This window comes from Enterobacter sp. Li2LvB3 (genome assembly GCF_056156645.1).
Genome location: NZ_JBSICG010000029.1, coordinates 15,373 through 36,784 on the forward strand (window position 1 = coordinate 15,373; position 21,412 = coordinate 36,784).

The window sequence follows — 21,412 nt, forward strand, 5'->3', positions numbered from 1 at the left end:
TATTATTTATTTAATTCCGTGGTAAAGCTCGGGACTTCAACGCCATAGCGACTGGCCGGGAAAAACTTAACTTTATTATTCCCACTGACAGATTTACCCATGGAAAGCGTCATGCTTTCCCCTGGCAAAATATAGGTTTTAGCCAGCATCCCGGAAACGCCGGTTGGCTGTAGTACAACGTTTTGAGCCAGACGAACGACATATTTGCTTGGGTTTTTAACCGTGACAGATGAGCCGGATGCATTCCATTCCAGATATTTCCAGGCATCAGTCACAACACTCAGTTTCGCCGGGCGGATCAGTAAAGGAATATCCTGACGAATATTGATACCGATTTTGACGTTTTTGCTGTCGCTTTTTGGCGGGATACCTTCAAAGGTTACACGCTTAACGTGCTCAACGCTCAGCGACTCTTTATTTTGCAGGATAAAACGAAGCTGCTGAGTCTGACCTGGCTCAAGGCGAACAACCGGTTGTGTTGCAATCAGTTTAATGCCTTTATCATCAGGCAGATCAACCACGCTGGTATATAACAGTGACGGATGGGTGTCCGTATTTTTAACGTTTATCGTGCCGCTGTGTGTGGCTTCATCGATAACCAGTAAACTGGTTTCCGGCACCATACCTGCCGCGCTCACAGAAAAGTGAAAGGCAAATAATGAAGCAGTAAACGCTAACTTAGTAAAACCCGATTTTGAATAAAACATATTACTATTGCCTATGATAAGAGTGTGCAAATATCCTTTTTATCGACTTGATTTAAAAAGAGTAAAGGTTTGGTCTTTACTCTTTTTTGTTTTAAAGTCACTGCGATAGATTAATCAGAGATAGGTCAGCGTAATGGTCGCCTGACCATTGAGTGAAGTATCATCCGTAATTGCCAGTGAATTGGTATCTTTAATGGCTAACGTCGTCACCAGTGGGAAAACGGCTGTTTTAAATGCAACAGGAGCTGAAGTACCGGCATTAGCAGCACTGACTATCAAAAAGTTATCTGAACGTATAGTGTTTGGTGCAGGTGTCCACGTACCTTCAGCCCAGTCCTTATTATGGCCCGTTACATCGCCCTCTGTACCATCAATAGTGACTTTGTAATCTTTAACAAAGATGGAGTAGTTACCAATACTGACGCCGTCATTTGTCTTACCGACACCAAAAAGGAAATAGCTTTCACTAGCATCATTACCGCTTGCCTTTCCGCCGCTGATTTTGATTCCAGCACTCGAATCGGCACGATCGTCAGAAACACTCCAGCCGACTTTCGTTGACGCAGTACAGTTAATGGCCAGGCTGATCTCTTTTTGACCCAGCTGATTATTTGACGTGGAGGACAATTCCCCCAAACGAATAATACCGTAATCCACGACCCCGCCATTACTAAGCTCTGGCGTACATGCCGAGTTAGTCAGCGTACCCGTTACTTTCAGTACCGCCGTTTCCGCAGCGAAAGCCGAACTGACACAAAGAGATAATACTGTCGCTACTAATACCTTTTTCATTGTTAATCCTTAACATTGAGTTGTAAACATTGTGTTATAGACATTGCTCTTACAGGGCAGGGAAAACCGTCCTTCTATACCTGCCTGAATGCAGCTATGTATGAGTAAATAATATAAAAATATTGAATGTTTTCAATTTAGCATTATTGAATCAGTCTTTAAGATTTCTTATATATATATAAATTGAGTATTTTTACCCAAAGAAACCCTGTAAACACGCACCATAATAGTGGTGGGAACGCCTTGTTCAATAAACCACAGCTATATAACAATCATCACCGATAAATCGAAATATGCAAAAATATTAATGATATAGGTTATTTTTAGCACCCGGGGGTTATGGAATTAACATTCAGGATTCCGTTTGATAAAAAAGAGCGAATAAATCGCTCTTTTTAGATCGCTATATCACAAAGTACCTGAACGTTATTACAGATAGACCAGGCTAATCGTCGCCTGTCCCGCGATTGCCGTATCATCCGTAATCGCAAGGGTGTCAGTGCCCTGAATCGCCAGTGAGGTCACCAGCGGGAATACTGCGGTTTTGAACGCAACAGGCTCAAGCGTTCCTGGGTTTGCCGCTGTCACGATGTTATACGCATCACTACGTGGGCTAGGTGTTGTTCTCCAGGTAGTATCGCTAACCATACGCCCAATGGTTGTCATATTTACACCATCTAATACTGAGGTACGATCTTTGACAAATACGCCGTAGTTACCGATTTTAACATCACCCGCCGTTTTACCTACACCAAACTGATAGTAGGCTAAATCGATGTCTCCACCTTCAGGCGTCGCATTTTTGATATTGATACCGGCGCTGGTGCTGCTCTGGTCATCCATCATCGACCAGCCCACTCTGGTCTCAACAGTACAGTTGATGGTCAAATCGATATTTTTCTGGCCTAACTGATTAACATCAGTCGCAGAAAGTTCATCCAGACGAATAATACCGTAATCAACAACACCGCCGTTGCTGAGTTCTGGCGTGCATGCGGAATTCGTTAATGTACCTTGTACTTTCATGACTGCAGTTTCCGCTGCAAATGCAGACGTCACGCAAAGAGAAAGGGCTGTAGCAAGTAAAATCTTTTTCATTTGTTATTCCTTAACGTATGATATTTATAATAATTATCCAGATATAATATTAAATTTACAATTAATATTGTATCCAAAAATTCATGCCTGACTGCATGCCGCTATAATATCCATCATATTAATATATGCAAATTAGCAATATTAACAGTCACGTTTAGATAAACTCAAATGATTAACTCGCCATTATAAAATCAGGGAGTAACTGCGTAAAAACCGGCATTTATGCTCACAAAATATATATTTCCGAACAAAATGCTTACAGCGGGTTTAAGTAAGAATCCATCACACATATAAATATTTTATAACATATACGTGATTTTTTATGCATTCTAAAAAAAATAACCAACCGTGATGTATTATCAGGCTGGTTATTTTCTTGAGACTTATCAGCGCATTATTTAACGACTCTAAGCGCCGGACGGCCACCGCGCGGCGGCGGCGGATCGTCATCAGGATCGTGGTCGTTGTGATGGTCAGGCTTGTCGCCATCAATGATAGACATCACCGTATCGCTTTCGCGATCGTCAGATACGTCGTCATCATTCAGGCTGGCACCGTCTTCGTCATAAGCCGCTTCCGGCTCGAACATGGTACCTGCACCGTTTTCACGCGCGTAGATGGCCAGAACGGCAGCCAGCGGCACGGATACCTGACGCGGCACGCCGCCGAAACGCGCGTTGAAGCGCACTTCGTCGTTTGCCAGTTCCAGGTTCCCCACTGCACGCGGCGCAATATTCAGCACGATCTGTCCGTCACGCGCGTATTCCATTGGCACCAGCACATCAGGCAACGTCACATCCACAACCAGGTGCGGCGTGAGCTGGTTATCCAGCAGCCATTCATAGAAGGCGCGCAGCAGATAAGGACGGCGTGGAGAAAGTTGTGACATTTCCACAGTCATTAGCCTCGGCCGAGACGCATTTCACGTTCCGGCTCTGTCAGAGAAGCCAGGAAAGAATCGCGTTCAAATACGCGAGTCATGTAGCCTTTCAGCTCTTTCGAACCCGGGCCACTGAACTCAACGCCCAGGGTAGGCAGACGCCACAGCAACGGTGCCAGATAGCAATCTACCAGGCTGAACTCGTCACTCAGGAAGAATGGCTTCTGACCAAATACCGGGGCAATCGCCAGCAGTTCTTCGCGCAGTTGCTTACGTGCAGCATCCGCCTCAGACGAGGAACCGTTAACGATGACGTTCATCAGCGTATACCAGTCTTTTTCGATACGCTGCATGTACAGGCGGCTTTCACCACGCGCAACAGGGTAAACAGGCATCAGTGGTGGATGCGGGAAACGCTCATCCAGGTATTCCATAATGATACGGGATTCCCACAGGGTCAGCTCGCGATCCACAAGCGTTGGTACGCTTTGGCTCGGGTTGAGATCGATCAGATCCTGAGGCGGGTTATCCTTTTCCACATGCTCGATCTCAAAACTGACACCCTTCTCGGCCAGCACGATACGAACCTGATGGCTATAAATGTCAGTAGGACCAGAAAACAGCGTCATTACCGAACGTTTGTTGGCAGCGACAGCCATGAAAACCTCCAGGTATATTCAGAATTTTTACTGCTACCGGCCCACCAGGGCCAGCCAGATGAAATATCGCCCATCCCAGAGAAGACACATTGTTCAAGAATCGAACAAAAATCGAGTATTCACCGATATTTGGGCAGAAAATTGGATGATAGTTTACCAGATTTTAAGACCATTGTGGTGAGGGGATTCTGGAAATGTGGAAAAAGAGGACATATATGCATTGAATTTGTGGATAACCTGAGCATTATCCATAAAAAAAAACCCGCCGAAGCGGGTTTTTCGCCAATCGTTCTGCGGAAGCAGAAATTGATTAACGTTTGGAGAACTGTGGACGACGACGTGCTTTACGCAGACCCACTTTCTTACGTTCAACCTGACGAGCGTCACGAGTAACGAAGCCAGCTTTACGCAGTTCAGAACGCAGGGATTCGTCGTACTCCATCAGAGCGCGGGTGATACCGTGACGGATCGCACCAGCCTGACCAGAGATACCACCACCTTTCACGGTGATGTACAGATCCAGTTTTTCTACCATATCAACCAGTTCCAGCGGTTGGCGAACTACCATGCGGGCAGTTTCACGACCGAAGTACTGTTCCAGAGAACGTTGGTTGATTACGATTTTACCGCTGCCCGGTTTGATGAACACGCGAGCTGCGGAACTTTTGCGGCGACCAGTGCCGTAGTATTGATTTTCAGCCATTGCCTATAATCCCGATTAGATGTCAAGAACTTGCGGTTGCTGTGCCGCGTGGTTGTGCTCGTTGCCTGCGTAAACTTTCAGTTTACGGAACATAGCACGACCCAGCGGGCCTTTTGGCAGCATGCCTTTAACCGCGATTTCAATCACACGCTCAGGACGGCGAGCAATCATCTCTTCAAAGGTCGCTTCTTTGATACCACCGATGTGGCCGGTGTGATGGTAGTACACTTTGTCTTCGCGCTTGTTGCCGGTTACAGCAACTTTTTCTGCGTTCAGAACGATGATGTAGTCACCAGTATCAACGTGCGGAGTGTATTCCGCTTTATGCTTACCGCGCAGGCGACGAGCCAGTTCGGAAGCCAGACGGCCCAGAGTTTTACCGGTCGCGTCAACAACATACCAGTCGCGCTGTACGGTTTCTGGTTTAGCTGTAAAAGTTTTCATTAAAAGCTTACCCAAATAATAAGTTACACGTTGGTGAACACCCAAACGTTTAGTCAGTTGAGGTTCACACGACAAAGTCCGGCAAACCTACCCCTTCGAATAGCTAATGCCGACACATAGAAAGTTTCGGGAAAAAAACCTTCTCGTAACGTGGGGTCGCAAGATTATAGAGAAGTTGAGGTTAAAGATCGACCCTTAAATGTGATTCGGAGCGGGTTTTTCGGGGGGTGAGTTTTGTGCGGCCTGATGCCCTCACCCCCAGCCCCTCTCCCACCGGGAGAGGGTGGCATTTAAGGCATATGCTCACGCTTGAGGTACTCTTCGCTTTGCATCTCCTGCAAACGCGACAGGCAGCGCTGGAACTCAAACTTCAGCCGCTCGCCCTGATACACCTCATATAAAGGCACTTCTGCGCTCACCACCAGCTTCACGTGGCGCTCATAGAATTCATCCACCAGCGCGATGAATCGGCGCGCTTCACTCTCCATCAGCGGCGTCATAACGGGCACATCCAGCAGCATCACCGTGTGGAACAGGCGCGAAAGCGCAATGTAGTCATGCTGACTGCGGGCATCCACGCAAAGCGTGGTGAAAGAGACCGCCAGCGTTTGATTCTCAACGCCCTGCGTTTGCAGTGGCCGGTGGTTAATGTCCAGCACCGGCATGTTATTTCGCGGCGCACCCGCAAGCGCCAGCCACAGTTTATCCATCTGGCCTTGTGTGTCGGCGTTTAATGGCGAGAGCCACAAATGCGCCTGGGTCAGCGTGCGCAGACGATAATCCACACCCGCATCAACGTTCATGATGTCGCAATGCTGCTTGATAGCATCAATGGCGGGCAGAAAACGCGCCCGCTGCAAACCATTTCGGTAAAGCTCGTCGGGGGGAATGTTCGATGTTGCCACCAGCGTAATCCCGCGCGCGAACAGCGCTTTCATCAGGCCGCCCAGCAGCATGGCATCGGTGATATCGGATACAAAAAACTCATCGAAACACAGCACGTCCGTTTCGGCTTTGAAACGTTCGGCAACAATATCCAGCGGATCGCTCTGCCCCTGTAGCGCCGTCAGCTCTTCGTGAACACGCAGCATAAAACGGTGGAAATGCAGGCGCTGTTTACGCGTTCCCGGCAGGCTTTGGTAGAACATATCCATCAGCCAGGTTTTACCGCGCCCCACGCCTCCCCACATATATAAGCCACGCACCGGTGCATTCACCTGCGGCTCTTTTTTACCGAGCAACCGCCCAAATGCCGCTTTTAACCCACCGCTTTGCACTACGTCTGCGGGTTTTGCCGTGAGTTCCTGGTAAATTGTATCCAGTCGGTTTACCGCTTCACGCTGAACGTCATCTGGCTGATGTGAGCCCTCGTTCAGGGCCTGTTGGTATCGCGATGAGGGGGAAAGGCTTTGCATGATATTGTTGTTATTCCTTCAGTTAATGCTCATCAGTGTGCACGACTGATGAAAAAAAGGCCGTTCTACACTACGCGATGATACGTCAGGATTCCACTTCTGCGGAAATAGCGGTTATAGTGGCATTATCAGGCACAGGCAGGAGCCGAGCCAACACCCTACGGAATCACAAGACAACGGGAGAAGTTCATGACCTGGGAATATGCGCTAATTGGTTTAGTCGTCGGCATCGTGATCGGTGCTGTAGCCATGCGTTTCGGTAATCGCAAATTGCGTCAGCAGCAGTCCTTACAGTACGAACTGGAAAAGAATAAAGCTGAACTGGAAGAGTATCGCGAAGAGCTGGTCAGCCACTTTGCCCGTAGCGCCGAGCTGCTGGATAACATGGCCACCGACTATCGTCAGCTGTATCAACACATGGCAAAAAGTTCCAGCAGCCTGCTGCCGGAAATGACCGCGGAATCCAACCCATTCCGCAATCGTCTGGCTGACTCCGAAGCCGGTAACGATCAAGCCCCGGTGCAGATGCCACGTGACTATTCAGACGGCGCATCCGGCCTGCTGCGCGGTGGCGCAAAACGCGATTAATCGCACAACCTGAATATATTTTACGGGTGCACATGCTGCACCCGTCCTTTCTTTCTGACCCCAGCTATTATTTAGTCAAATACCTCATTGTTCAGCGGTTTAAAATTCAATAACATCAACGTGTTTTTGGGGCCGTTCTTCCTTTATTTCAGGTTACGAGAGTCAACATCGATGAAGAAAAAAAACCAGCTGTTGAGCGCTATCGCGTTAAGTGTCGGGTTATCTCTCTCGGCGTCCTTCCCTGCAACCGCAAGCCTGCCTGCGCAGGTTCCGGGACAGTCAGCCATTCCTAGCCTCGCACCGATGCTGGAAAAAGTGCTGCCTGCTGTAGTGAGCGTAAAGGTGGAAGGCACTGCGCTGCAAAACCAGCGCGTACCTGAAGAACTGAAAAAATATTTCGGCGATGAATCTCCCGACCAGCAGGCTCAGCCTTTTGAAGGTCTGGGCTCAGGGGTGATCATCGATGCAGCCAAAGGCTATATTCTGACCAACAATCACGTTATCAGCCAGGCCGATAAAATCAGCGTTCAGTTGAACGATGGCCGGGAGTTTGATGCCAAACTGATTGGCGGTGATGACCAGAGTGATATCGCGCTGTTGCAGGTGCAAAATCCCAGTAATCTGACCCAAATCGCCATCGCCGACTCCGACAAACTTCGTGTCGGCGATTTCGCCGTGGCGGTCGGTAACCCGTTTGGTTTAGGGCAAACGGCAACCTCCGGCATCATTTCAGCACTGGGGCGCAGCGGCCTGAATCTGGAAGGGCTGGAAAACTTTATCCAGACCGATGCCTCTATTAACCGGGGTAACTCCGGCGGCGCGCTGCTTAACCTGAACGGCGAACTGATTGGCATTAATACCGCTATCCTGGCGCCTGGCGGCGGCAGTATCGGTATCGGTTTTGCAATCCCGAGCAACATGGCCAAAACCCTGGCGCAACAGCTGATGCAGTTTGGTGAAGTGAAACGCGGGCTGTTGGGCATCAAAGGAATGGAGATGAGCGCGGATATTGCTAAAGCGTTCAACATCAACGTGCAGCGTGGCGCGTTTGTCAGCGAAGTGCTGCCAAACTCCGGCTCCGCCAAGGCGGGGGTGAAATCGGGTGATGTCATTGTGAGCCTGAACGATAAACCACTGAGCAGTTTTGCCGAGCTTCGTTCACGTATCGCCACCACCGAACCGGGTGCCAAAGTGAAACTCGGCCTGATTCGCGATGGCAAACCGCTGGATGTGGAAGTGACGCTGGATAAAAGCACGTCCTCCTCTGCCAGCGCAGAACTTATCGCCCCTGCGCTGCAAGGCGCAACGTTGAGTGACGGGCAGCTTAAAGACGGAACGAAAGGCATTACTATCGATACCGTCGAAAAAAGCAGTCCTGCCGCTCAGGCTGGTTTACATCAGGATGATGTGATCATCGGAGTGAACCGCAACCGCGTGCAATCCATTGCGGAAATGCGCAAGGTGCTGGAAAGTAAACCGACGGTCATTGCCCTGCAAATTATGCGTGGCAATGAGTCTATTTATATTTTACTGCGCTAAGCATTTGCGACTCCGGACATCGCCGCTGCGTGTGATGTCCGGAGAACTCATGTTATGCTGCAAACCGTTCCTTTTTTAACGACACGCGCATCATGCTTTTAAAGCTCTTTCGTTCCATTGCCATCGGTTTGATCGTTGCAGGCCTGCTGTTAGTGGCTATGCCGTCTTTACGTCAGTTCAATAAGCTGACGGCACCGCAATTTGACAGCACGGATGAAACGCCTGCCACTTACAACCAGGCCGTTCGCCGTGCCGCTCCTGCTGTGGTTAACGTCTATAACCGCGGCCTTAACAGTTCGAGCCATAACCAGCTGGAAATCCGCACGCTCGGATCCGGTGTGATTATGGACGAACGCGGCTACATCATTACCAACAAGCACGTTATCAACGATGCCGACCAGATAATTGTCGCATTGCAGGATGGCCGCGTGTTTGAAGCTCTGCTGGTTGGCTCTGACAGCCTGACCGACCTTGCCGTGCTGAAAATCAACGCCACCGGCGGCCTGCCGGTTATCCCGATTAACCGCAAACGTACGCCGCATATCGGGGATGTTGTTCTGGCGATTGGCAACCCATATAACCTGGGGCAAACCATTACCCAGGGGATTATCAGCGCCACCGGTCGAATCGGCCTGAACCCGTCTGGCAGACAGAACTTCCTGCAAACGGATGCCTCTATCAACCACGGTAACTCCGGCGGCGCGCTGGTGAACTCGCTGGGTGAACTGATGGGGATCAATACCTTATCCTTTGATAAGAGTAATGACGGTGAAACGCCTGAAGGGATCGGTTTTGCAATTCCATTCCAGCTGGCCACCAAAATCATGGACAAGCTGATCCGCGATGGTCGCGTGATCCGTGGCTACATCGGTATTGGCGGGCGTGAAATTGCGCCAATGCATACCCAGGGTGGCGGCATTGATCAGATCCAGGGGATCGTGGTCAACGAAGTGTCACCTGGCGGCCCGGCAGCCAATGCGGGTATTCAGGTTAACGATGTGATTGTGTCAGTGAATGGCACACCAGCGGTATCTGCGCTGGAGACCATGGATCAGGTTGCGGAAATTCGTCCAGGTTCGATCATTCCGGTAGAAGTTATGCGTAATGATAAGAAGCTGACTATCCAGGTGACTATCCAGGAATACCCCGCGACAAATTAACAGGCATAAAAAAACGGAGCGATTAGCTCCGTTTTTTTTATGCCTGGAAGCGATATTACTTGTTAACGAACTCTTCGCCCAGGGTGATATCTTTTTTCAGCGTATCCAGCATGCCTTCCATCGCGTTCTGTTCAAACGCACTCAGTTTGCCAATAGACTGATGTTCTTCGATACCGTTTTTGCCCAGCAGCAGTGGCTGAGAGAAGAAGCGTGCGTGCTCGCCATCGCCTTCAACGTAAGCGCATTCCACCACGTTTTTCTCGCCCTGCAGAGCGCGAACCAGAGACAGACCGAAACGTGCAGCCGCCTGGCCCATAGACAGCGTTGCCGAACCGCCACCTGCCTTCGCTTCCACCACTTCGGTGCCAGCGTTCTGGATACGTTTGGTCAGGTCAGCCACTTCCTGCTCGGTGAAGCTCACGCCTGGGATCTGAGACAGCAGAGGCAGAATAGTCACGCCTGAGTGACCACCGATAACCGGCACTTCGATGTCGGTTGGCTGTTTGCCTTTCAGTTCGGCAACAAAAGTGTTGGAACGGATGATATCCAGCGTAGTCACGCCGAACAGTTTGTTCTTGTCGTAAACACCCGCTTTCTTCAGCACTTCTGCTGCGATAGCCACGGTGGTATTGACTGGGTTAGTGATGATACCTACGCACGCTTTCGGGCAGATTTCAGCGATCTGCTGTACCAGGTTTTTCACGATGCCGGCGTTGACGTTAAACAGGTCCGAACGATCCATGCCTGGCTTACGTGCAACACCTGCGGAGATCAGCACAACGTCAGCACCTTGCAGAGCAGGACGCGCATCTTCACCGGAGAAACCTTTGATTTTCACAGCTGTCGGGATGTGGCTCAGATCAACCGCCACACCTGGGGTTACCGGAGCAATATCGTACAGGGAGAGTTCTGAGCCTGAAGGCAGTTGGGTTTTCAGTAGTAGGGCAAGCGCCTGGCCGATACCACCAGCAGCGCCGAGGACTGCGACTTTCATCCTAAACTCCTTATTATGGTTAACTTAAGTAACTAAAACTTCGTCGCGGCGACCTTAATTCAGCAAGTAAATAATTTCAATTTTCGTAGCTAAAGAATTTGAGGTCACTCGCCTTTCGCCAACGCCAGAATGCTATCGGACAGCAGGCGGCAACGAATTAAGAGGTGGTTACAATACACCCTGCCCCGCCACCAAAACAACATCAATTTGATAACATTTAATTTACTTTTAGCCTTATTTGCGCGGCGTGACCCAGGCATGTTTTCTGATAACGAAATCTGATAAAATCACTCCCTTTCATAACATTATTTCAGCCTTACACCTGGCAGATAGTTTGCATAAAAATTCATCCACATGCATAATAATGTTGTTTCTACCGTCATATTCCGGGTGACTTATGCGAAGCTCGTCTAAGCAAGAAGAATTAGTGAGGGCGTTTAAAGCGTTACTCAAAGAAGAGAAATTCAGTTCTCAGGGAGAAATTGTTCAGGCGTTGCAAGAACAAGGCTTCGATAACATTAACCAGTCGAAAGTCTCCCGCATGTTAACCAAATTTGGCGCAGTACGTACGCGTAATGCCAAAATGGAAATGGTCTACTGCCTGCCTGCTGAGCTTGGCGTGCCAACAACCTCAAGCCCACTGAAAAACCTGGTGCTGGATATCGACTACAACGATGCCGTTGTGGTTATCCACACAAGTCCGGGCGCTGCGCAGCTTATTGCCCGTCTGCTGGACTCCTTAGGTAAAGCGGAAGGCATCCTCGGTACCATTGCCGGTGATGACACCATCTTCACTACTCCGGCAAATGGCTTCTCCGTAAAAGATCTCTACGAAGCTATTCTGGTGCTGTTCGAACAAGAGCTGTAACCCTTCTCCCCGTGGCCGCTGGCTGCGGGGATCATCCTGCTCCCGCCTCGTTTCGCCCTACTTTATATCACCCTTCACTTTGACAAATAGTGCGTTTTACTGCGTTCAAACATTCATTTGGTGAATGCTAAATCAACAAATCGCACAAAAAATCAAAGTCTCATATCCATATGATTTTTTTAGACATAACCAAACATCGTGACGAGAAAATGACCATTTTTATACATTTTGGTTATAAAAAATATGTTGGTTAACACTTAATTACCAGCGAAACCATTAGCATGGTATTAATTTTTGTCGTTATTAGTGTATACTTGATTTTGTGATGAGGGTCACGAAACAAGACCCCAATAAAAAATTCGACGAGGTAAAGAATCATGAAAATCAAAACTACTGTAGCGGCTCTGAGCGTTCTGTCTGTCCTGTCATTCGGTGCTTTCGCAGCCGACTCAATCAACGCAGATCAGGCGCAGTCCCGCCAGGCAATCGGTACGGTTTCCGTAGGGGCTATCAGCACTTCGCCTATGGATATGAACGCCATGCTGAACAAAAAAGCGGAAGAACAAGGTGCGTCATCTTATCGCATCATTGAAGCCCGCACTGGCGACCACTGGCATGCAACGGCTGAACTGTACAAATAAGATTTGCTGATAACTGAAGACACTTTTTCCCTTAACGGCACCAGGCATAAAAAAAGCAGTTTAACCCTTCTCGCCGTTGAGCAAACACGATTCAGGAGTAATGACTATGAACACTAAATTAATCATCGCAACCCTTGGCCTGGCCTCTGTTCTCTCTTTTGGCGCTAGCGCCGCAGTTCACCAGGTTAATGCCGAACAAGCAGAAAATCTGCAATCCATGGGTAGCGTATCTGTTGCAGCAGTAGCGGGTTCTCCGATGGATATCCGTCAGGAATTGGCCGCTAAAGCTGAAAAAGCAGGCGCCAGCAGCTATCGGATCACCGAACTGAATGAAGGTGACCACTGGCACGCAACGGCTGAGCTGTACAAATAGACCCTCGTCGTATCTCATCATACGACTTGCCCCTGACTCCGGTCAGGGGCTTTTTTTATCTGTGGTTCAATGCCGGGCGTTGAAACGCAGCTGCCCTTCAAGCTCTTCTTCAGCCTCATCAAACAACAACACCAACGCGCCAAAACGCCTGCGCAGTTTTTCCGGCAGATGGATAAACTCGATTTCCAGTGGTAATGGCAGCCGATTGCCGGTAACCACATCCCACAGCGTGTCTAAATTGGTGACGCTCTCCCGCTCCAGGTCAAACACCCGAATAAATTCACGATAGAAGTCTTCCTGACTGTCGATCTCGTCAAAATCAAATGTGTAGGTTTTCATTGCCAACCACCCGGTCCAGGCGGGCGGCAGATGCCGCCCTGACGATTATAATCCCCCAATATGCAGGGTTTTAACTTCCAGAAACTCTTCCAGCCCCAACACAGAGCCTTCACGGCCTAGCCCTGACTCTTTAACGCCGCCGAAAGGTCCCAGCTCGGTCGAGACTGCACATTCATTAATGCCGATCATGCCACTTTCAATGGCCTGAGAAACACGGAACACGCGCGACAGGTTCTGGGTATAGAAATAGGCCGCCAGGCCGAAGGGAGTATTATTGGCGCGCTGAATGACTTCCTCTTCCGACGTAAAGCGGAAGCAGGCAGCAACCGGGCCAAATGTCTCTTCTGCTGCAAGCAGCATATCTTCGTGGCAATCCCCCAGAACGGTCGGCATCCAGAAGTTACCGCCCAGAGGGTGCGCCTTGCCGCCTGCCAGCACGGTTGCACCTTTGGCAACGGCATCTTCAACATGCTCCCGCACTTTGCTCACCGCCGCAGGCTCAATCATCGGCCCCACGACAACGCCCTCTTCCAGGCCATTACCAACCTTTAAGGCCTTCACGGCATCAGCAAGCTTGTTCACAAACTGGTCGTAGACGGTTTCCTGGATATAGAAGCGGTTTACACTGACGCAAACCTGCCCGGCATTACGGAATTTGTTAGCGATAGCGCCTTTAACGGCGGCATCGATATCTGCATCTTCAAAGACGATATAGGGCGCGTTTCCGCCCAGCTCCATAGAGACTTTTTTCATTGTCTCTGCCGCGTTACGTACCAGCGTTTTGCCGACCGCAGTAGAGCCGGTGAAGGAAATTTTTCGAACATAGTGGCTGGCCATAATCGCATCGCTGATTTCGTGCGTGTTCCCTGCCACGGCGTTTAATACGCCATCCGGTACACCTGCCTGTTTTGCCAGCGTCAGCAGAGCAAAAGCGCTCAGGGGCGTGTTATTGGCCGGTTTGATAACACCGGTGCATCCCGCAGCCAGCGCCGGGCCGAGCTTACGTGTCAGCATCGCCATCGGGAAGTTCCACGGCGTAATTGCCGCCACCACACCGACAGGTTCGCGGGTAGCCAGAATACGCGAGCCGGGTTTGATCGGCGGGATAATCTCACCGTTTGCCCGTTTAGCCTGCTCAGCAAACCACTGGATAAAACTTGCTGCATACTCGACTTCACCCTCGGCCTCTTTAAGGGGCTTACCCTGCTCGGTGGTCATTAACCACCCGAGCCAGCTTTTGTTTTCAATAATCAGTTCATACCAGCGATACAGGATCGTCGAACGTTCCTTCGCTGTTTTCGCCCGCCAGGCGGGAAAAGTACGGGTCGCCGCCGCAATGGCTTCTTCGGTTTCTTTTTTTCCTGCTTTTGCGACTTTGGCGATTACGTCACCCGTTGCCGGGTTGAGTACATCAAAGGTGGTTGCCAGCGTTTTCCATTCGCCATTGACCAGATAGCCGGTCTGAAAGAGTGCATTGTCCTGAAGTGCCTGGGTAGTCATGTGTCCTCCCTTTCTGAGTTTAAGAACTTGCAAGACTAAGTATAGCCACAAAAAAACCGACGCTTTTGGCGTCGGTTTTTTAAGGTAATCAGTTGTCTGTTAGCGCGTTCTGGTAGCGATGAAGCATGAACACCAGTCGCTCTACCGGCTCTGTGACCTGCGGCGGCGCTTCCCAGATGCGCAGCTTCTCCTGGTAAATATCCAGCTCTTCCAGCAACTGCTTAAAGTAGCGTCGCCGTTTGTCATCACTGGATGCGGAAATGACATGGTCGGCTGTGCGACGCAGCTGGCGGTGAAATGAAGAGAGATCGTCGTTGATCGGCACTGGCGCATTTCGCAAACGCTGATGTGCAATGATCATTGTTAATGCCAGGCGGAACTTAGCGATGTCGCCAGGGAATTTATTCAGCAGTAAAAACAACTGCTGATACAGCGCTGGCAAGTGGTTCTCTTTACGACGCGCGGCGTTAGTAGTCATGGACGATACCGCAGCCGAAACAAACTGGTTTAACAACACGCGGCCTGTTCGCACCTGTGAGTTATCGCGTACCAGCAGAATCACCATCAACGCCAGGAAACACCCCACCAGTTGACCCAACGCGCTGTCGAGGAACTGGCTGAAGTGGAACGTCATTGGGTTATCCAGCACAATGATGTTAATGGTACTCGCCAGCGCCCCCAGAGAACCAATACGACGCTTCTGTACCTCAATACCAATAAAGAACGCCAGCACCGCCAGGCTGATACAGAGCAGCAACATACTTTGCTGGGTCGAAGGGATGATCACCAGGAAATAGAAGGCGCCGATCGGCAAGGCGGCAATAGTCCCGTACAGGAAATCAATCGCCACCATCCGCGGGTTGGGCAGGCGCATTGCCAGCGAGGTGACAACGGCAATCATCACCATGGCACCGCTACCGGAAGTCCAGCCCGTCCAGAGCCAGAACAGAGTGCCAAGCATACAGGCAAGCGTTGTACGCCAGAAGTTAACCATCGCGTGATGCCGCTCGGCAGACTCCGCCTTGATAACCACTTCCCCTTGTAAGACGTCTTCTTCGGTTGCGCTGATTTTGGTGTTGCTGATAACACCACGTTTAAGCAACAGATAGCGAGTCGCCGCGCCAACCCAGGTATAGATTGTCTCCGGCGTATCGCGCTCACCCGTCCAGGCGATGACCCTGCGCATACGTTTAAGCTGTTTGTGGACGTCCTGCACCGTTTCAACCGGCTCATCAAACAGCTCGCGGAAGGTATCGGTCACCACTTCCGGGCGTGTGTTCTGAATAAGATAGGTTTCGCACGCCTGGGTTATCAGGGTGAGTGATAACGTATTGATGGCTTTCAGGCGGCGATTTGCACGCGCCCAGCGCGAGGACTCCATGTTCAGGTTGCTGCGCATCCCTTCCAGAGCCGCCGTGCGACGCACCAGCCCGCTCCAGGCTTTATCAACCACTTCGCTGTCACCGTGCTTAATGCACAGTTGCATCAGCTGATATTGCGCAACCAGCAGCGAATCCAGCTCAATATCGACTTCTTGTTTGATTGAACGAGGCGAGAAAAGCAGGTCGGCAACAATCGCGCAGACAATACCAATGACGATTTCGCTACAGCGCTCCACTGCAAATTGCGGTGCGAGCAGCGGATCGGTCTGAATGGTAATGACAATGATCAGTGCGGTATAACCCGAAAGCCCCCAGGCGTAGGAGTTTTCCACCCTCACAAGGGAAGAGATCCAGGTACAGAAACCGGCCCATATACAACACACCATCAGCATCAGCAGAGGCGTGCGGATCATCAGAATGATGATCGTTAGCGCCGCAATACAGCCGATGAATGTCCCGATGATACGCAGCATCCCGCGGTAACGGATAGCGCCAGAGTAGGGTTCACCACCCGCAGCAAATGCCGGGCCTGCGGCCACAATAGCCGCCGTCAGCACCGCCCAGCGGGGCGTTTCCAGCTGGAAGTGAAAGCCTACAAACAGCGCCAGCACAATGGCACATGCCAGCTTCACGGCGAAGCGGATGTGCTGGCTGGCGATGGAGAAGATGCCCATAGCGATTAACCAAACTCACGCAGGCGATGTGCGATTTTACGGAAGATAGAGTCCTGGCTGGCATCCCGGTCTTTTTCGCCGGTGATCACTACCGTAGCGGTTGTCCCCGCAGGCCACAGGTTACCCTGCTGCTCATCCAGATGAATACGCACCGGCACACGCTGCGCCAGACGCACCCACTCAAGGTTGGAATCAACGGTTGCCATCCCTTTCGTGTCGCTGGTGCTGCTGGAGTTAGTCACACCCGCAGCCACGCTGTCCACCGTACCTTTCAGCACGCGGTTACTGCCAAGCGGAGTAATTTCTGCACGATACCCTGGACGCACGCCCTCAAGCTTAGTCTCTTCCATATAGGCGAGCACGTAGAACGAGTTTTGCTTCACCAGCGCGACCGCGGTGGAACCCCGGGTAATAAACTCACCGGTATAAACGTTCAGGTTAGTCACCCAGCCATCAGATGGCGCACGGATTACGGTACGCTCCAGATCGAGCTTCGCCAGATCGCGCGTTGCTTCTGATTTTGCCAGTTGATGCAGCACGGTTTGCAGCACGTTATTGGACTGGTCAATCTCTTCACGAGACATGGCCTGAATACCCAACTGGTTGCGGCGTCCGGCTTCACGACGTTTTTCAGCCGCCAGCGCCTGGTAGTAGGCTACGTCTGCGTCAGCCTCTTCTAAGGCTTTTTGGTAACGTGGCTGGTCGATGGTGAACAGCACCTGATCCTTTTTCACCAGTTGGTTATCGTGTACGTTCACCGCAGTGATAAGACCGGCGACATCAGGTGCAATTGCCACCACATCGGCACTGAAACGCGCATCGCGCGTCCACGGTGATTCGGTGTAATAGACCCAGGCGCGAAAAATAGCGATGAACGCGAGGATAACCAGCGCCATGGTAATGGCGGTGCGGGAGATTTTTCTTGTTAGCGTTTTCACATCGACCTCAGACAAACATGCGCGATATTAGATAAAACAGGCAGCAATACAGCGCGGTATTAAACAATGCAGGATGCCAGACGAAATCGTAGATCCCGGTAGGAACCAGCACCTTGCGCACCAGCCAGAAGATCGCCAGTGATAAAAGAAGTTCGAAGAATATCGGTGGGAACGACAAACCGAACACCACGATAACGGGAAACAGACTCATGTTGACCTTGATTAGAGAGAGTGCAGGCTACAGAATTTTTAAGCACACGCCACCGCAGGAGAGCAAGAAAGGCTGGGCGAGAGTGGCGTAGCCGTTATGTAATTAATAGTATATTAACGTAACTGTTATGCTGTTATCTATAATATGTGATCTAAATCACTTTTAAGCCAGAGTGAACAATGGAACGTTTAAAACGCATGTCGGTCTTCGCCAAAGTGGTCGAACTTGGCTCCTTTACTGCCGCTGCCAGACAGCTCCAGATGAGCGTCTCTTCCATCAGCCAGACGGTTTCGAAACTGGAAGATGAGCTACAGGTCAAACTGTTGAACCGGAGCACTCGCAGTATTGGGCTGACGGAAGCTGGCAAAATTTACTACCAGGGTTGCCGTCGCATGTTGCAGGAAGTGCAGGAAGTGCACGAGCAGCTCTACGCCTTTAACAACACGCCCATCGGTACGCTGCGCATCGGTTGTTCTTCAACTATGGCACAAAATGTACTCGCTGGCATGACGGCTGAAATGCTCAAAGAGTACCCCGGATTAACGGTAAATCTGGTCACGGGTATCCCCGCCCCGGATCTGATCGCCGATGGGCTTGATGTGGTGATCCGCGTCGGCGCATTGCAGGACTCCAGCCTCTTTTCTCGCCGTCTGGGGAGTATGCCCATGGTGGTCTGTGCTTCAAAAAGCTATCTGGCGCAGTATGGTGTCCCGGAAAAACCCGCCGATCTCAGCAACCATTCATGGCTGGAGTACAGCGTTCGCCCGGACAACGAATTCGAGTTGATTGCCCCGGAAGGCCTTTCAACGAAACTGCTGCCGGAAGGGCGGTTTGTCACCAACGATCCGATGACCATCTCGCGCTGGCTGGTTGCCGGTGCCGGGATCGCCTACGTACCACTGATGTGGGTGATCAACGAGATCAACAGCGGGGTACTGGAGATCCTGTTCCCGCGCTATCAATCCGACCCGCGTCCGGTGTATGCCCTGTATACCGAAAAAGACAAGCTGCCGCTGAAAGTGCAGGTGTGTATTAACTATCTGACGGAGTATTTTGTGGAAGTGGCGGAGCTTTTTCAGGGAATGCGGGGAAGACGCAAAGAGTAATAATTAAATCCCGGAAAGAATATTTGGCATGAACATTTCCGGGATTTTTCCGCCGCACTTCAGGAATTTCCCGCCCTCCTATCAAGAATAGCGAATTGACACTGCCACCACCTGACATTTACCGTGTAAGCAGTCTGACATTCAGACTGTTATTTTTTTGTTACCAATATGAATAATAAAAATATATTTTTCAGGATTATTTAAACAAGGACCAGAAATGAATCTATTTGAACAAACACCGCCTTCGCGCAGGCGCTACGGGCTAGCCGCGTTCATTGGCTTGATCGCAGGGATTGTCTCCGCGTTCGTCAAATGGGGAGCCGAAGTACCACTGCCCCCGCGTAGCCCTATTGATTTATTCAGCGGCGCATGTGGGCCAGAGCAATTAATAAGAGCAGCCGGGCAGATTGACTGTTCTCGCAACTTTTTAAACCCGCCTTATATATTTCTACGCGACTGGCTGGGCGTTGTTGATCCTAACGCGGCAGTTTACACATTCGCTGGTCATATATTTAACTGGGTTGGCGTAACGCACATTATTTTTTCTATCGTCTTCGCCGTAGGTTATTGCATAGTTGCAGAAGTCTTCCCAAAAATAAAACTCTGGCAAGGCCTGCTCGCCGGTGCATTAGCTCAGCTCTTTGTTCACATGATCTCGTTCCCACTGATGGGGCTGACACCACCGCTCTTCGAACTTCCCTGGTATGAGCATGTTTCAGAGATCGTGGGCCATCTGATCTGGTTCTGGTCGATTGAAATTATTCGTCGTGATTTGCGTAACCGCATCACTCACGAGCCCGACCCTGAGTTCCCGCGCGGAAACTTACGTTAAAAAAAATGGCGCTACCCACAGAGTAGCGCCATTTTTCATGACGGGTCAGGTCAGGCTGTGCCGCCCACCGTCAGGCTGTCCACTTTCAGTGTTGGCTGGCCCACGCCAACCGGCAGGCTCTGACCTTCTTTACCGCAGACGCCCACGCCGTTATCCAGCTTCAGATCGTTACCCACCATCGAAATCTGCTGCATGGCTTCAATGCCGGAGCCAATCAGGGTTGCGCCCTTCACAGCTTTGGTCACTTTGCCTTTCTCAATCAGATACGCTTCTGAAGTAGAGAAGACAAATTTACCGGAGGTGATATCCACCTGGCCGCCGCCAAAGTTTGGCGCGAAGATACCGTAATCAACGGATTCGATAATCTCCTGCGGTGTGGATTTGCCCGCCAGCATGTAGGTGTTGGTCATACGCGGCATCGGCAGGTGCGCATAAGACTCACGACGGCCATTACCGGTTGGCGCAACGCCCATCAGGCGCGCATTAAGTTTGTCCTGCATATAGCCTTTCAGTACGCCGTTTTCGATAAGCACATTGTACTGACCTGGCGTGCCTTCATCGTCGATAGCCACAGAGCCACGGCGATCGTGCATCGTGCCATCATCCACCACAGTGCAAAGTTCAGACGAGACAAGCTGCCCCATCTGACCACTGAATACGGAAGTGCCACGGCGGTTAAAATCGCCTTCCAGACCGTGACCGACAGCTTCATGCAGCAGCACGCCCGGCCAGCCAGCACCCAGCACCACCGGGAATGTCCCCGCTGGGGCAGCAACTGCATTCAGATTCACCAACGCCATACGCACGGCTTCTTTGGCCCACGCGTCAGCGCGTGTTTCACCGTCAACATCGCCCAGGAACCAGTCATAGCCGAAACGACCGCCGCCGCCGCTTGAGCCGCGCTCACGTTTACCGTCGTCATCGACCTGCACGCTAATAGAAAGACGCACAAGCGGACGTACATCCGCTGCCAGGGTGCCGTCAGTCGCAGCAACCAGGATTAATTCATAGACACCGCTCAGGCTGGCGGACACTTCCTGCACACGCTTATCGGCGGCGCGAGCCACTTTATCCACGCGGCGCAGAATATCCAGCTTCTCTTCGCGGCTCATGCTTTGCAGTGGATCGATGCTGGTATACAGCGCGGAATGTTGTACTTCACCCAGCGTTTTTACCCGGCCATCGCCGGTTTCACGCACAATGGTACGCGCGGCCTGCGCGCTCTGCTCCAGCGCAGTCAGGCTTATCTGATCCGCATAGGCAAAACCGGTTTTCTCACCGCTGACGGCACGCACACCAACGCCCTGGTCGATGTTATAAGAGCCATCTTTAATGATGCTGTCTTCTAAAACCCAGGATTCGTGATAGCTCGACTGAAAGTAAAGATCGCCGTAGTCGAGTCGGCGTTCGGTCAGTTGACCAAGAATGGAAAACAGGTCCTGATGGCTCAGGCCGTTCGCTGCCAGCAGATGTTCACTTACCAGGTTCAGACTCATCGTTTTGCTACTCGTTCGTTGCCGCCGCATGGCGGTAAATAAATTCTTATCAGTTGAGAGTGAGGCAATTAAG

The 21,412-nt window shown here is 50.9% G+C and carries 23 protein-coding genes; 8 read left to right on the top strand and 15 right to left on the bottom strand.

Going from position 1 to position 21,412, the window contains the following annotated elements:
* Positions 1–2 precede the first annotated feature (2 nt).
* The 8 genes from ACS603_RS20090 to zapE all read right to left on the bottom strand — a co-directional run bounded on the left by ACS603_RS20090 (position 3) and on the right by zapE (position 6,698).
* Positions 3–707: a fimbria/pilus chaperone family protein gene (locus ACS603_RS20090; protein ID WP_474944777.1), complete on the bottom strand. Its 705-nt coding sequence runs from the start codon at positions 705–707 to the stop codon at positions 3–5.
* A 114-nt stretch (positions 708–821) separates the two neighbouring features.
* Positions 822–1,499 (bottom strand): DUF1120 domain-containing protein, encoded by a 678-nt coding sequence (locus ACS603_RS20095; RefSeq protein ID WP_315686966.1) that lies wholly within the window; start codon positions 1,497–1,499, stop codon positions 822–824.
* Between the two features lie 429 nt (positions 1,500–1,928).
* On the bottom strand, positions 1,929–2,597 hold the full coding sequence (locus ACS603_RS20100; RefSeq protein ID WP_474944778.1) for a DUF1120 domain-containing protein: 669 nt from the start codon (positions 2,595–2,597) through the stop codon (positions 1,929–1,931).
* Positions 2,598–2,991: 394 nt separating this feature from the next.
* On the bottom strand, positions 2,992–3,492 hold the full coding sequence (gene sspB / locus ACS603_RS20105; protein ID WP_182062703.1) for a ClpXP protease specificity-enhancing factor: 501 nt from the start codon (positions 3,490–3,492) through the stop codon (positions 2,992–2,994).
* 5 nt (positions 3,493–3,497) lie between these two features.
* Positions 3,498–4,136, bottom strand: a complete 639-nt coding sequence (gene sspA / locus ACS603_RS20110) for a stringent starvation protein SspA (protein WP_182062704.1) — start codon at positions 4,134–4,136, stop codon at positions 3,498–3,500.
* A gap of 310 nt (positions 4,137–4,446) precedes the next feature.
* Positions 4,447–4,839, bottom strand: coding sequence for a 30S ribosomal protein S9 (rpsI, locus tag ACS603_RS20115; RefSeq protein WP_003860436.1), 393 nt, complete (start codon positions 4,837–4,839; stop codon positions 4,447–4,449).
* A gap of 15 nt (positions 4,840–4,854) precedes the next feature.
* Positions 4,855–5,283, bottom strand: a complete 429-nt coding sequence (gene rplM, locus ACS603_RS20120; protein WP_182062705.1) for a 50S ribosomal protein L13 — start codon at positions 5,281–5,283, stop codon at positions 4,855–4,857.
* 290 nt (positions 5,284–5,573) lie between these two features.
* A complete protein-coding gene (gene zapE, locus ACS603_RS20125) occupies positions 5,574–6,698 on the bottom strand; it encodes a cell division protein ZapE (RefSeq protein ID WP_182062706.1) in 1,125 nt (374 codons plus the stop codon).
* Between the two features lie 189 nt (positions 6,699–6,887).
* Between zapE and zapG the strand changes: the two genes are divergently transcribed.
* The 3 genes from zapG to degS all read left to right on the top strand — a co-directional run bounded on the left by zapG (position 6,888) and on the right by degS (position 9,985).
* The gene (zapG, locus tag ACS603_RS20130; protein ID WP_014171843.1) at positions 6,888–7,286 is read left to right on the top strand and encodes a Z-ring associated protein ZapG; all 399 of its coding nucleotides are present in this window, start codon (positions 6,888–6,890) and stop codon (positions 7,284–7,286) included.
* Between the two features lie 171 nt (positions 7,287–7,457).
* Positions 7,458–8,825 carry a serine endoprotease DegQ gene (gene degQ, locus ACS603_RS20135; protein ID WP_182062707.1) on the top strand — a complete coding sequence of 456 codons (1,368 nt, stop codon included), beginning with the start codon at positions 7,458–7,460 and terminating at the stop codon, positions 8,823–8,825.
* A gap of 92 nt (positions 8,826–8,917) precedes the next feature.
* Positions 8,918–9,985, top strand: coding sequence for an outer membrane-stress sensor serine endopeptidase DegS (gene degS, locus ACS603_RS20140; RefSeq protein WP_014071983.1), 1,068 nt, complete (start codon positions 8,918–8,920; stop codon positions 9,983–9,985).
* A gap of 55 nt (positions 9,986–10,040) precedes the next feature.
* Here the strand turns inward: degS and mdh are convergent, their stop codons facing one another.
* Positions 10,041–10,979: a malate dehydrogenase gene (gene mdh / locus ACS603_RS20145; protein ID WP_182062708.1), complete on the bottom strand. Its 939-nt coding sequence runs from the start codon at positions 10,977–10,979 to the stop codon at positions 10,041–10,043.
* 397 nt (positions 10,980–11,376) lie between these two features.
* Between mdh and argR the strand changes: the two genes are divergently transcribed.
* The 3 genes from argR to yhcN (ACS603_RS20160) all read left to right on the top strand — a co-directional run bounded on the left by argR (position 11,377) and on the right by yhcN (ACS603_RS20160) (position 12,861).
* A complete protein-coding gene (gene argR, locus ACS603_RS20150; RefSeq protein ID WP_148422335.1) occupies positions 11,377–11,847 on the top strand; it encodes a transcriptional regulator ArgR in 471 nt (156 codons plus the stop codon).
* A 377-nt stretch (positions 11,848–12,224) separates the two neighbouring features.
* The gene (gene yhcN, locus ACS603_RS20155; RefSeq protein ID WP_166718057.1) at positions 12,225–12,488 is read left to right on the top strand and encodes a peroxide/acid stress response protein YhcN; all 264 of its coding nucleotides are present in this window, start codon (positions 12,225–12,227) and stop codon (positions 12,486–12,488) included.
* Positions 12,489–12,594: 106 nt separating this feature from the next.
* Positions 12,595–12,861 (top strand): peroxide/acid stress response protein YhcN, encoded by a 267-nt coding sequence (yhcN, locus tag ACS603_RS20160; RefSeq protein ID WP_014071986.1) that lies wholly within the window; start codon positions 12,595–12,597, stop codon positions 12,859–12,861.
* A 66-nt stretch (positions 12,862–12,927) separates the two neighbouring features.
* Here yhcN (ACS603_RS20160) and ACS603_RS20165 read toward each other — a convergent pair whose 3' ends face one another.
* The 5 genes from ACS603_RS20165 to aaeX all read right to left on the bottom strand — a co-directional run bounded on the left by ACS603_RS20165 (position 12,928) and on the right by aaeX (position 17,905).
* Positions 12,928–13,200 (bottom strand): barstar family protein, encoded by a 273-nt coding sequence (locus ACS603_RS20165; RefSeq protein WP_474944779.1) that lies wholly within the window; start codon positions 13,198–13,200, stop codon positions 12,928–12,930.
* Between the two features lie 45 nt (positions 13,201–13,245).
* On the bottom strand, positions 13,246–14,700 hold the full coding sequence (locus ACS603_RS20170; protein WP_474944780.1) for an NAD-dependent succinate-semialdehyde dehydrogenase: 1,455 nt from the start codon (positions 14,698–14,700) through the stop codon (positions 13,246–13,248).
* An 88-nt stretch (positions 14,701–14,788) separates the two neighbouring features.
* Positions 14,789–16,756 (bottom strand): p-hydroxybenzoic acid efflux pump subunit AaeB, encoded by a 1,968-nt coding sequence (gene aaeB / locus ACS603_RS20175; RefSeq protein ID WP_315686983.1) that lies wholly within the window; start codon positions 16,754–16,756, stop codon positions 14,789–14,791.
* Between the two features lie 5 nt (positions 16,757–16,761).
* Entirely contained in the window at positions 16,762–17,694 is a 933-nt protein-coding gene (gene aaeA / locus ACS603_RS20180) for a p-hydroxybenzoic acid efflux pump subunit AaeA (RefSeq protein ID WP_182063480.1), read from the bottom strand.
* A 7-nt stretch (positions 17,695–17,701) separates the two neighbouring features.
* The gene (gene aaeX, locus ACS603_RS20185) at positions 17,702–17,905 is read right to left on the bottom strand and encodes a p-hydroxybenzoic acid efflux pump operon protein AaeX (RefSeq protein WP_003860416.1); all 204 of its coding nucleotides are present in this window, start codon (positions 17,903–17,905) and stop codon (positions 17,702–17,704) included.
* Positions 17,906–18,084: 179 nt separating this feature from the next.
* Here aaeX and aaeR point away from each other — a divergent pair, with 179 nt between their 5' ends.
* Together aaeR and ACS603_RS20195 are read left to right on the top strand one after the other, a co-directional pair.
* A complete protein-coding gene (gene aaeR, locus ACS603_RS20190; RefSeq protein ID WP_014071991.1) occupies positions 18,085–19,011 on the top strand; it encodes an HTH-type transcriptional activator AaeR in 927 nt (308 codons plus the stop codon).
* A gap of 217 nt (positions 19,012–19,228) precedes the next feature.
* Positions 19,229–19,843, top strand: coding sequence for a YagU family protein (locus ACS603_RS20195; protein WP_182062713.1), 615 nt, complete (start codon positions 19,229–19,231; stop codon positions 19,841–19,843).
* 50 nt (positions 19,844–19,893) lie between these two features.
* On the opposite strand, the gene tldD is transcribed toward ACS603_RS20195, so the two are convergent.
* Positions 19,894–21,339 carry a metalloprotease TldD gene (gene tldD, locus ACS603_RS20200; RefSeq protein WP_182062714.1) on the bottom strand — a complete coding sequence of 482 codons (1,446 nt, stop codon included), beginning with the start codon at positions 21,337–21,339 and terminating at the stop codon, positions 19,894–19,896.
* Positions 21,340–21,412 lie beyond the last annotated feature (73 nt).

What these genes read in the sequence shown, in the direction of transcription:
- aaeR (WP_014071991.1), top strand. Translation starts at nt 18,085, where the DNA reads ATGGAACGTTTAAAACGCATGTCGGTCTTCGCCAAAGTGGTCGAACTT.
- tldD (WP_182062714.1), bottom strand. Translation starts at nt 21,339, where the DNA reads ATGAGTCTGAACCTGGTAAGTGAACATCTGCTGGCAGCGAACGGCCTG.
- yhcN (WP_166718057.1), top strand. Translation starts at nt 12,225, where the DNA reads ATGAAAATCAAAACTACTGTAGCGGCTCTGAGCGTTCTGTCTGTCCTG.
- aaeB (WP_315686983.1), bottom strand. Translation starts at nt 16,756, where the DNA reads ATGGGCATCTTCTCCATCGCCAGCCAGCACATCCGCTTCGCCGTGAAG.
- rpsI (WP_003860436.1), bottom strand. Translation starts at nt 4,839, where the DNA reads ATGGCTGAAAATCAATACTACGGCACTGGTCGCCGCAAAAGTTCCGCA.
- sspA (WP_182062704.1), bottom strand. Translation starts at nt 4,136, where the DNA reads ATGGCTGTCGCTGCCAACAAACGTTCGGTAATGACGCTGTTTTCTGGT.
- rplM (WP_182062705.1), bottom strand. Translation starts at nt 5,283, where the DNA reads ATGAAAACTTTTACAGCTAAACCAGAAACCGTACAGCGCGACTGGTAT.
- mdh (WP_182062708.1), bottom strand. Translation starts at nt 10,979, where the DNA reads ATGAAAGTCGCAGTCCTCGGCGCTGCTGGTGGTATCGGCCAGGCGCTT.
- ACS603_RS20170 (WP_474944780.1), bottom strand. Translation starts at nt 14,700, where the DNA reads ATGACTACCCAGGCACTTCAGGACAATGCACTCTTTCAGACCGGCTAT.
- ACS603_RS20165 (WP_474944779.1), bottom strand. Translation starts at nt 13,200, where the DNA reads ATGAAAACCTACACATTTGATTTTGACGAGATCGACAGTCAGGAAGAC.
- ACS603_RS20100 (WP_474944778.1), bottom strand. Translation starts at nt 2,597, where the DNA reads ATGAAAAAGATTTTACTTGCTACAGCCCTTTCTCTTTGCGTGACGTCT.
- ACS603_RS20095 (WP_315686966.1), bottom strand. Translation starts at nt 1,499, where the DNA reads ATGAAAAAGGTATTAGTAGCGACAGTATTATCTCTTTGTGTCAGTTCG.
- argR (WP_148422335.1), top strand. Translation starts at nt 11,377, where the DNA reads ATGCGAAGCTCGTCTAAGCAAGAAGAATTAGTGAGGGCGTTTAAAGCG.
- zapE (WP_182062706.1), bottom strand. Translation starts at nt 6,698, where the DNA reads ATGCAAAGCCTTTCCCCCTCATCGCGATACCAACAGGCCCTGAACGAG.
- degS (WP_014071983.1), top strand. Translation starts at nt 8,918, where the DNA reads ATGCTTTTAAAGCTCTTTCGTTCCATTGCCATCGGTTTGATCGTTGCA.
- zapG (WP_014171843.1), top strand. Translation starts at nt 6,888, where the DNA reads ATGACCTGGGAATATGCGCTAATTGGTTTAGTCGTCGGCATCGTGATC.
- aaeX (WP_003860416.1), bottom strand. Translation starts at nt 17,905, where the DNA reads ATGAGTCTGTTTCCCGTTATCGTGGTGTTCGGTTTGTCGTTCCCACCG.
- ACS603_RS20195 (WP_182062713.1), top strand. Translation starts at nt 19,229, where the DNA reads ATGAATCTATTTGAACAAACACCGCCTTCGCGCAGGCGCTACGGGCTA.
- ACS603_RS20090 (WP_474944777.1), bottom strand. Translation starts at nt 707, where the DNA reads ATGTTTTATTCAAAATCGGGTTTTACTAAGTTAGCGTTTACTGCTTCA.
- degQ (WP_182062707.1), top strand. Translation starts at nt 7,458, where the DNA reads ATGAAGAAAAAAAACCAGCTGTTGAGCGCTATCGCGTTAAGTGTCGGG.
- yhcN (WP_014071986.1), top strand. Translation starts at nt 12,595, where the DNA reads ATGAACACTAAATTAATCATCGCAACCCTTGGCCTGGCCTCTGTTCTC.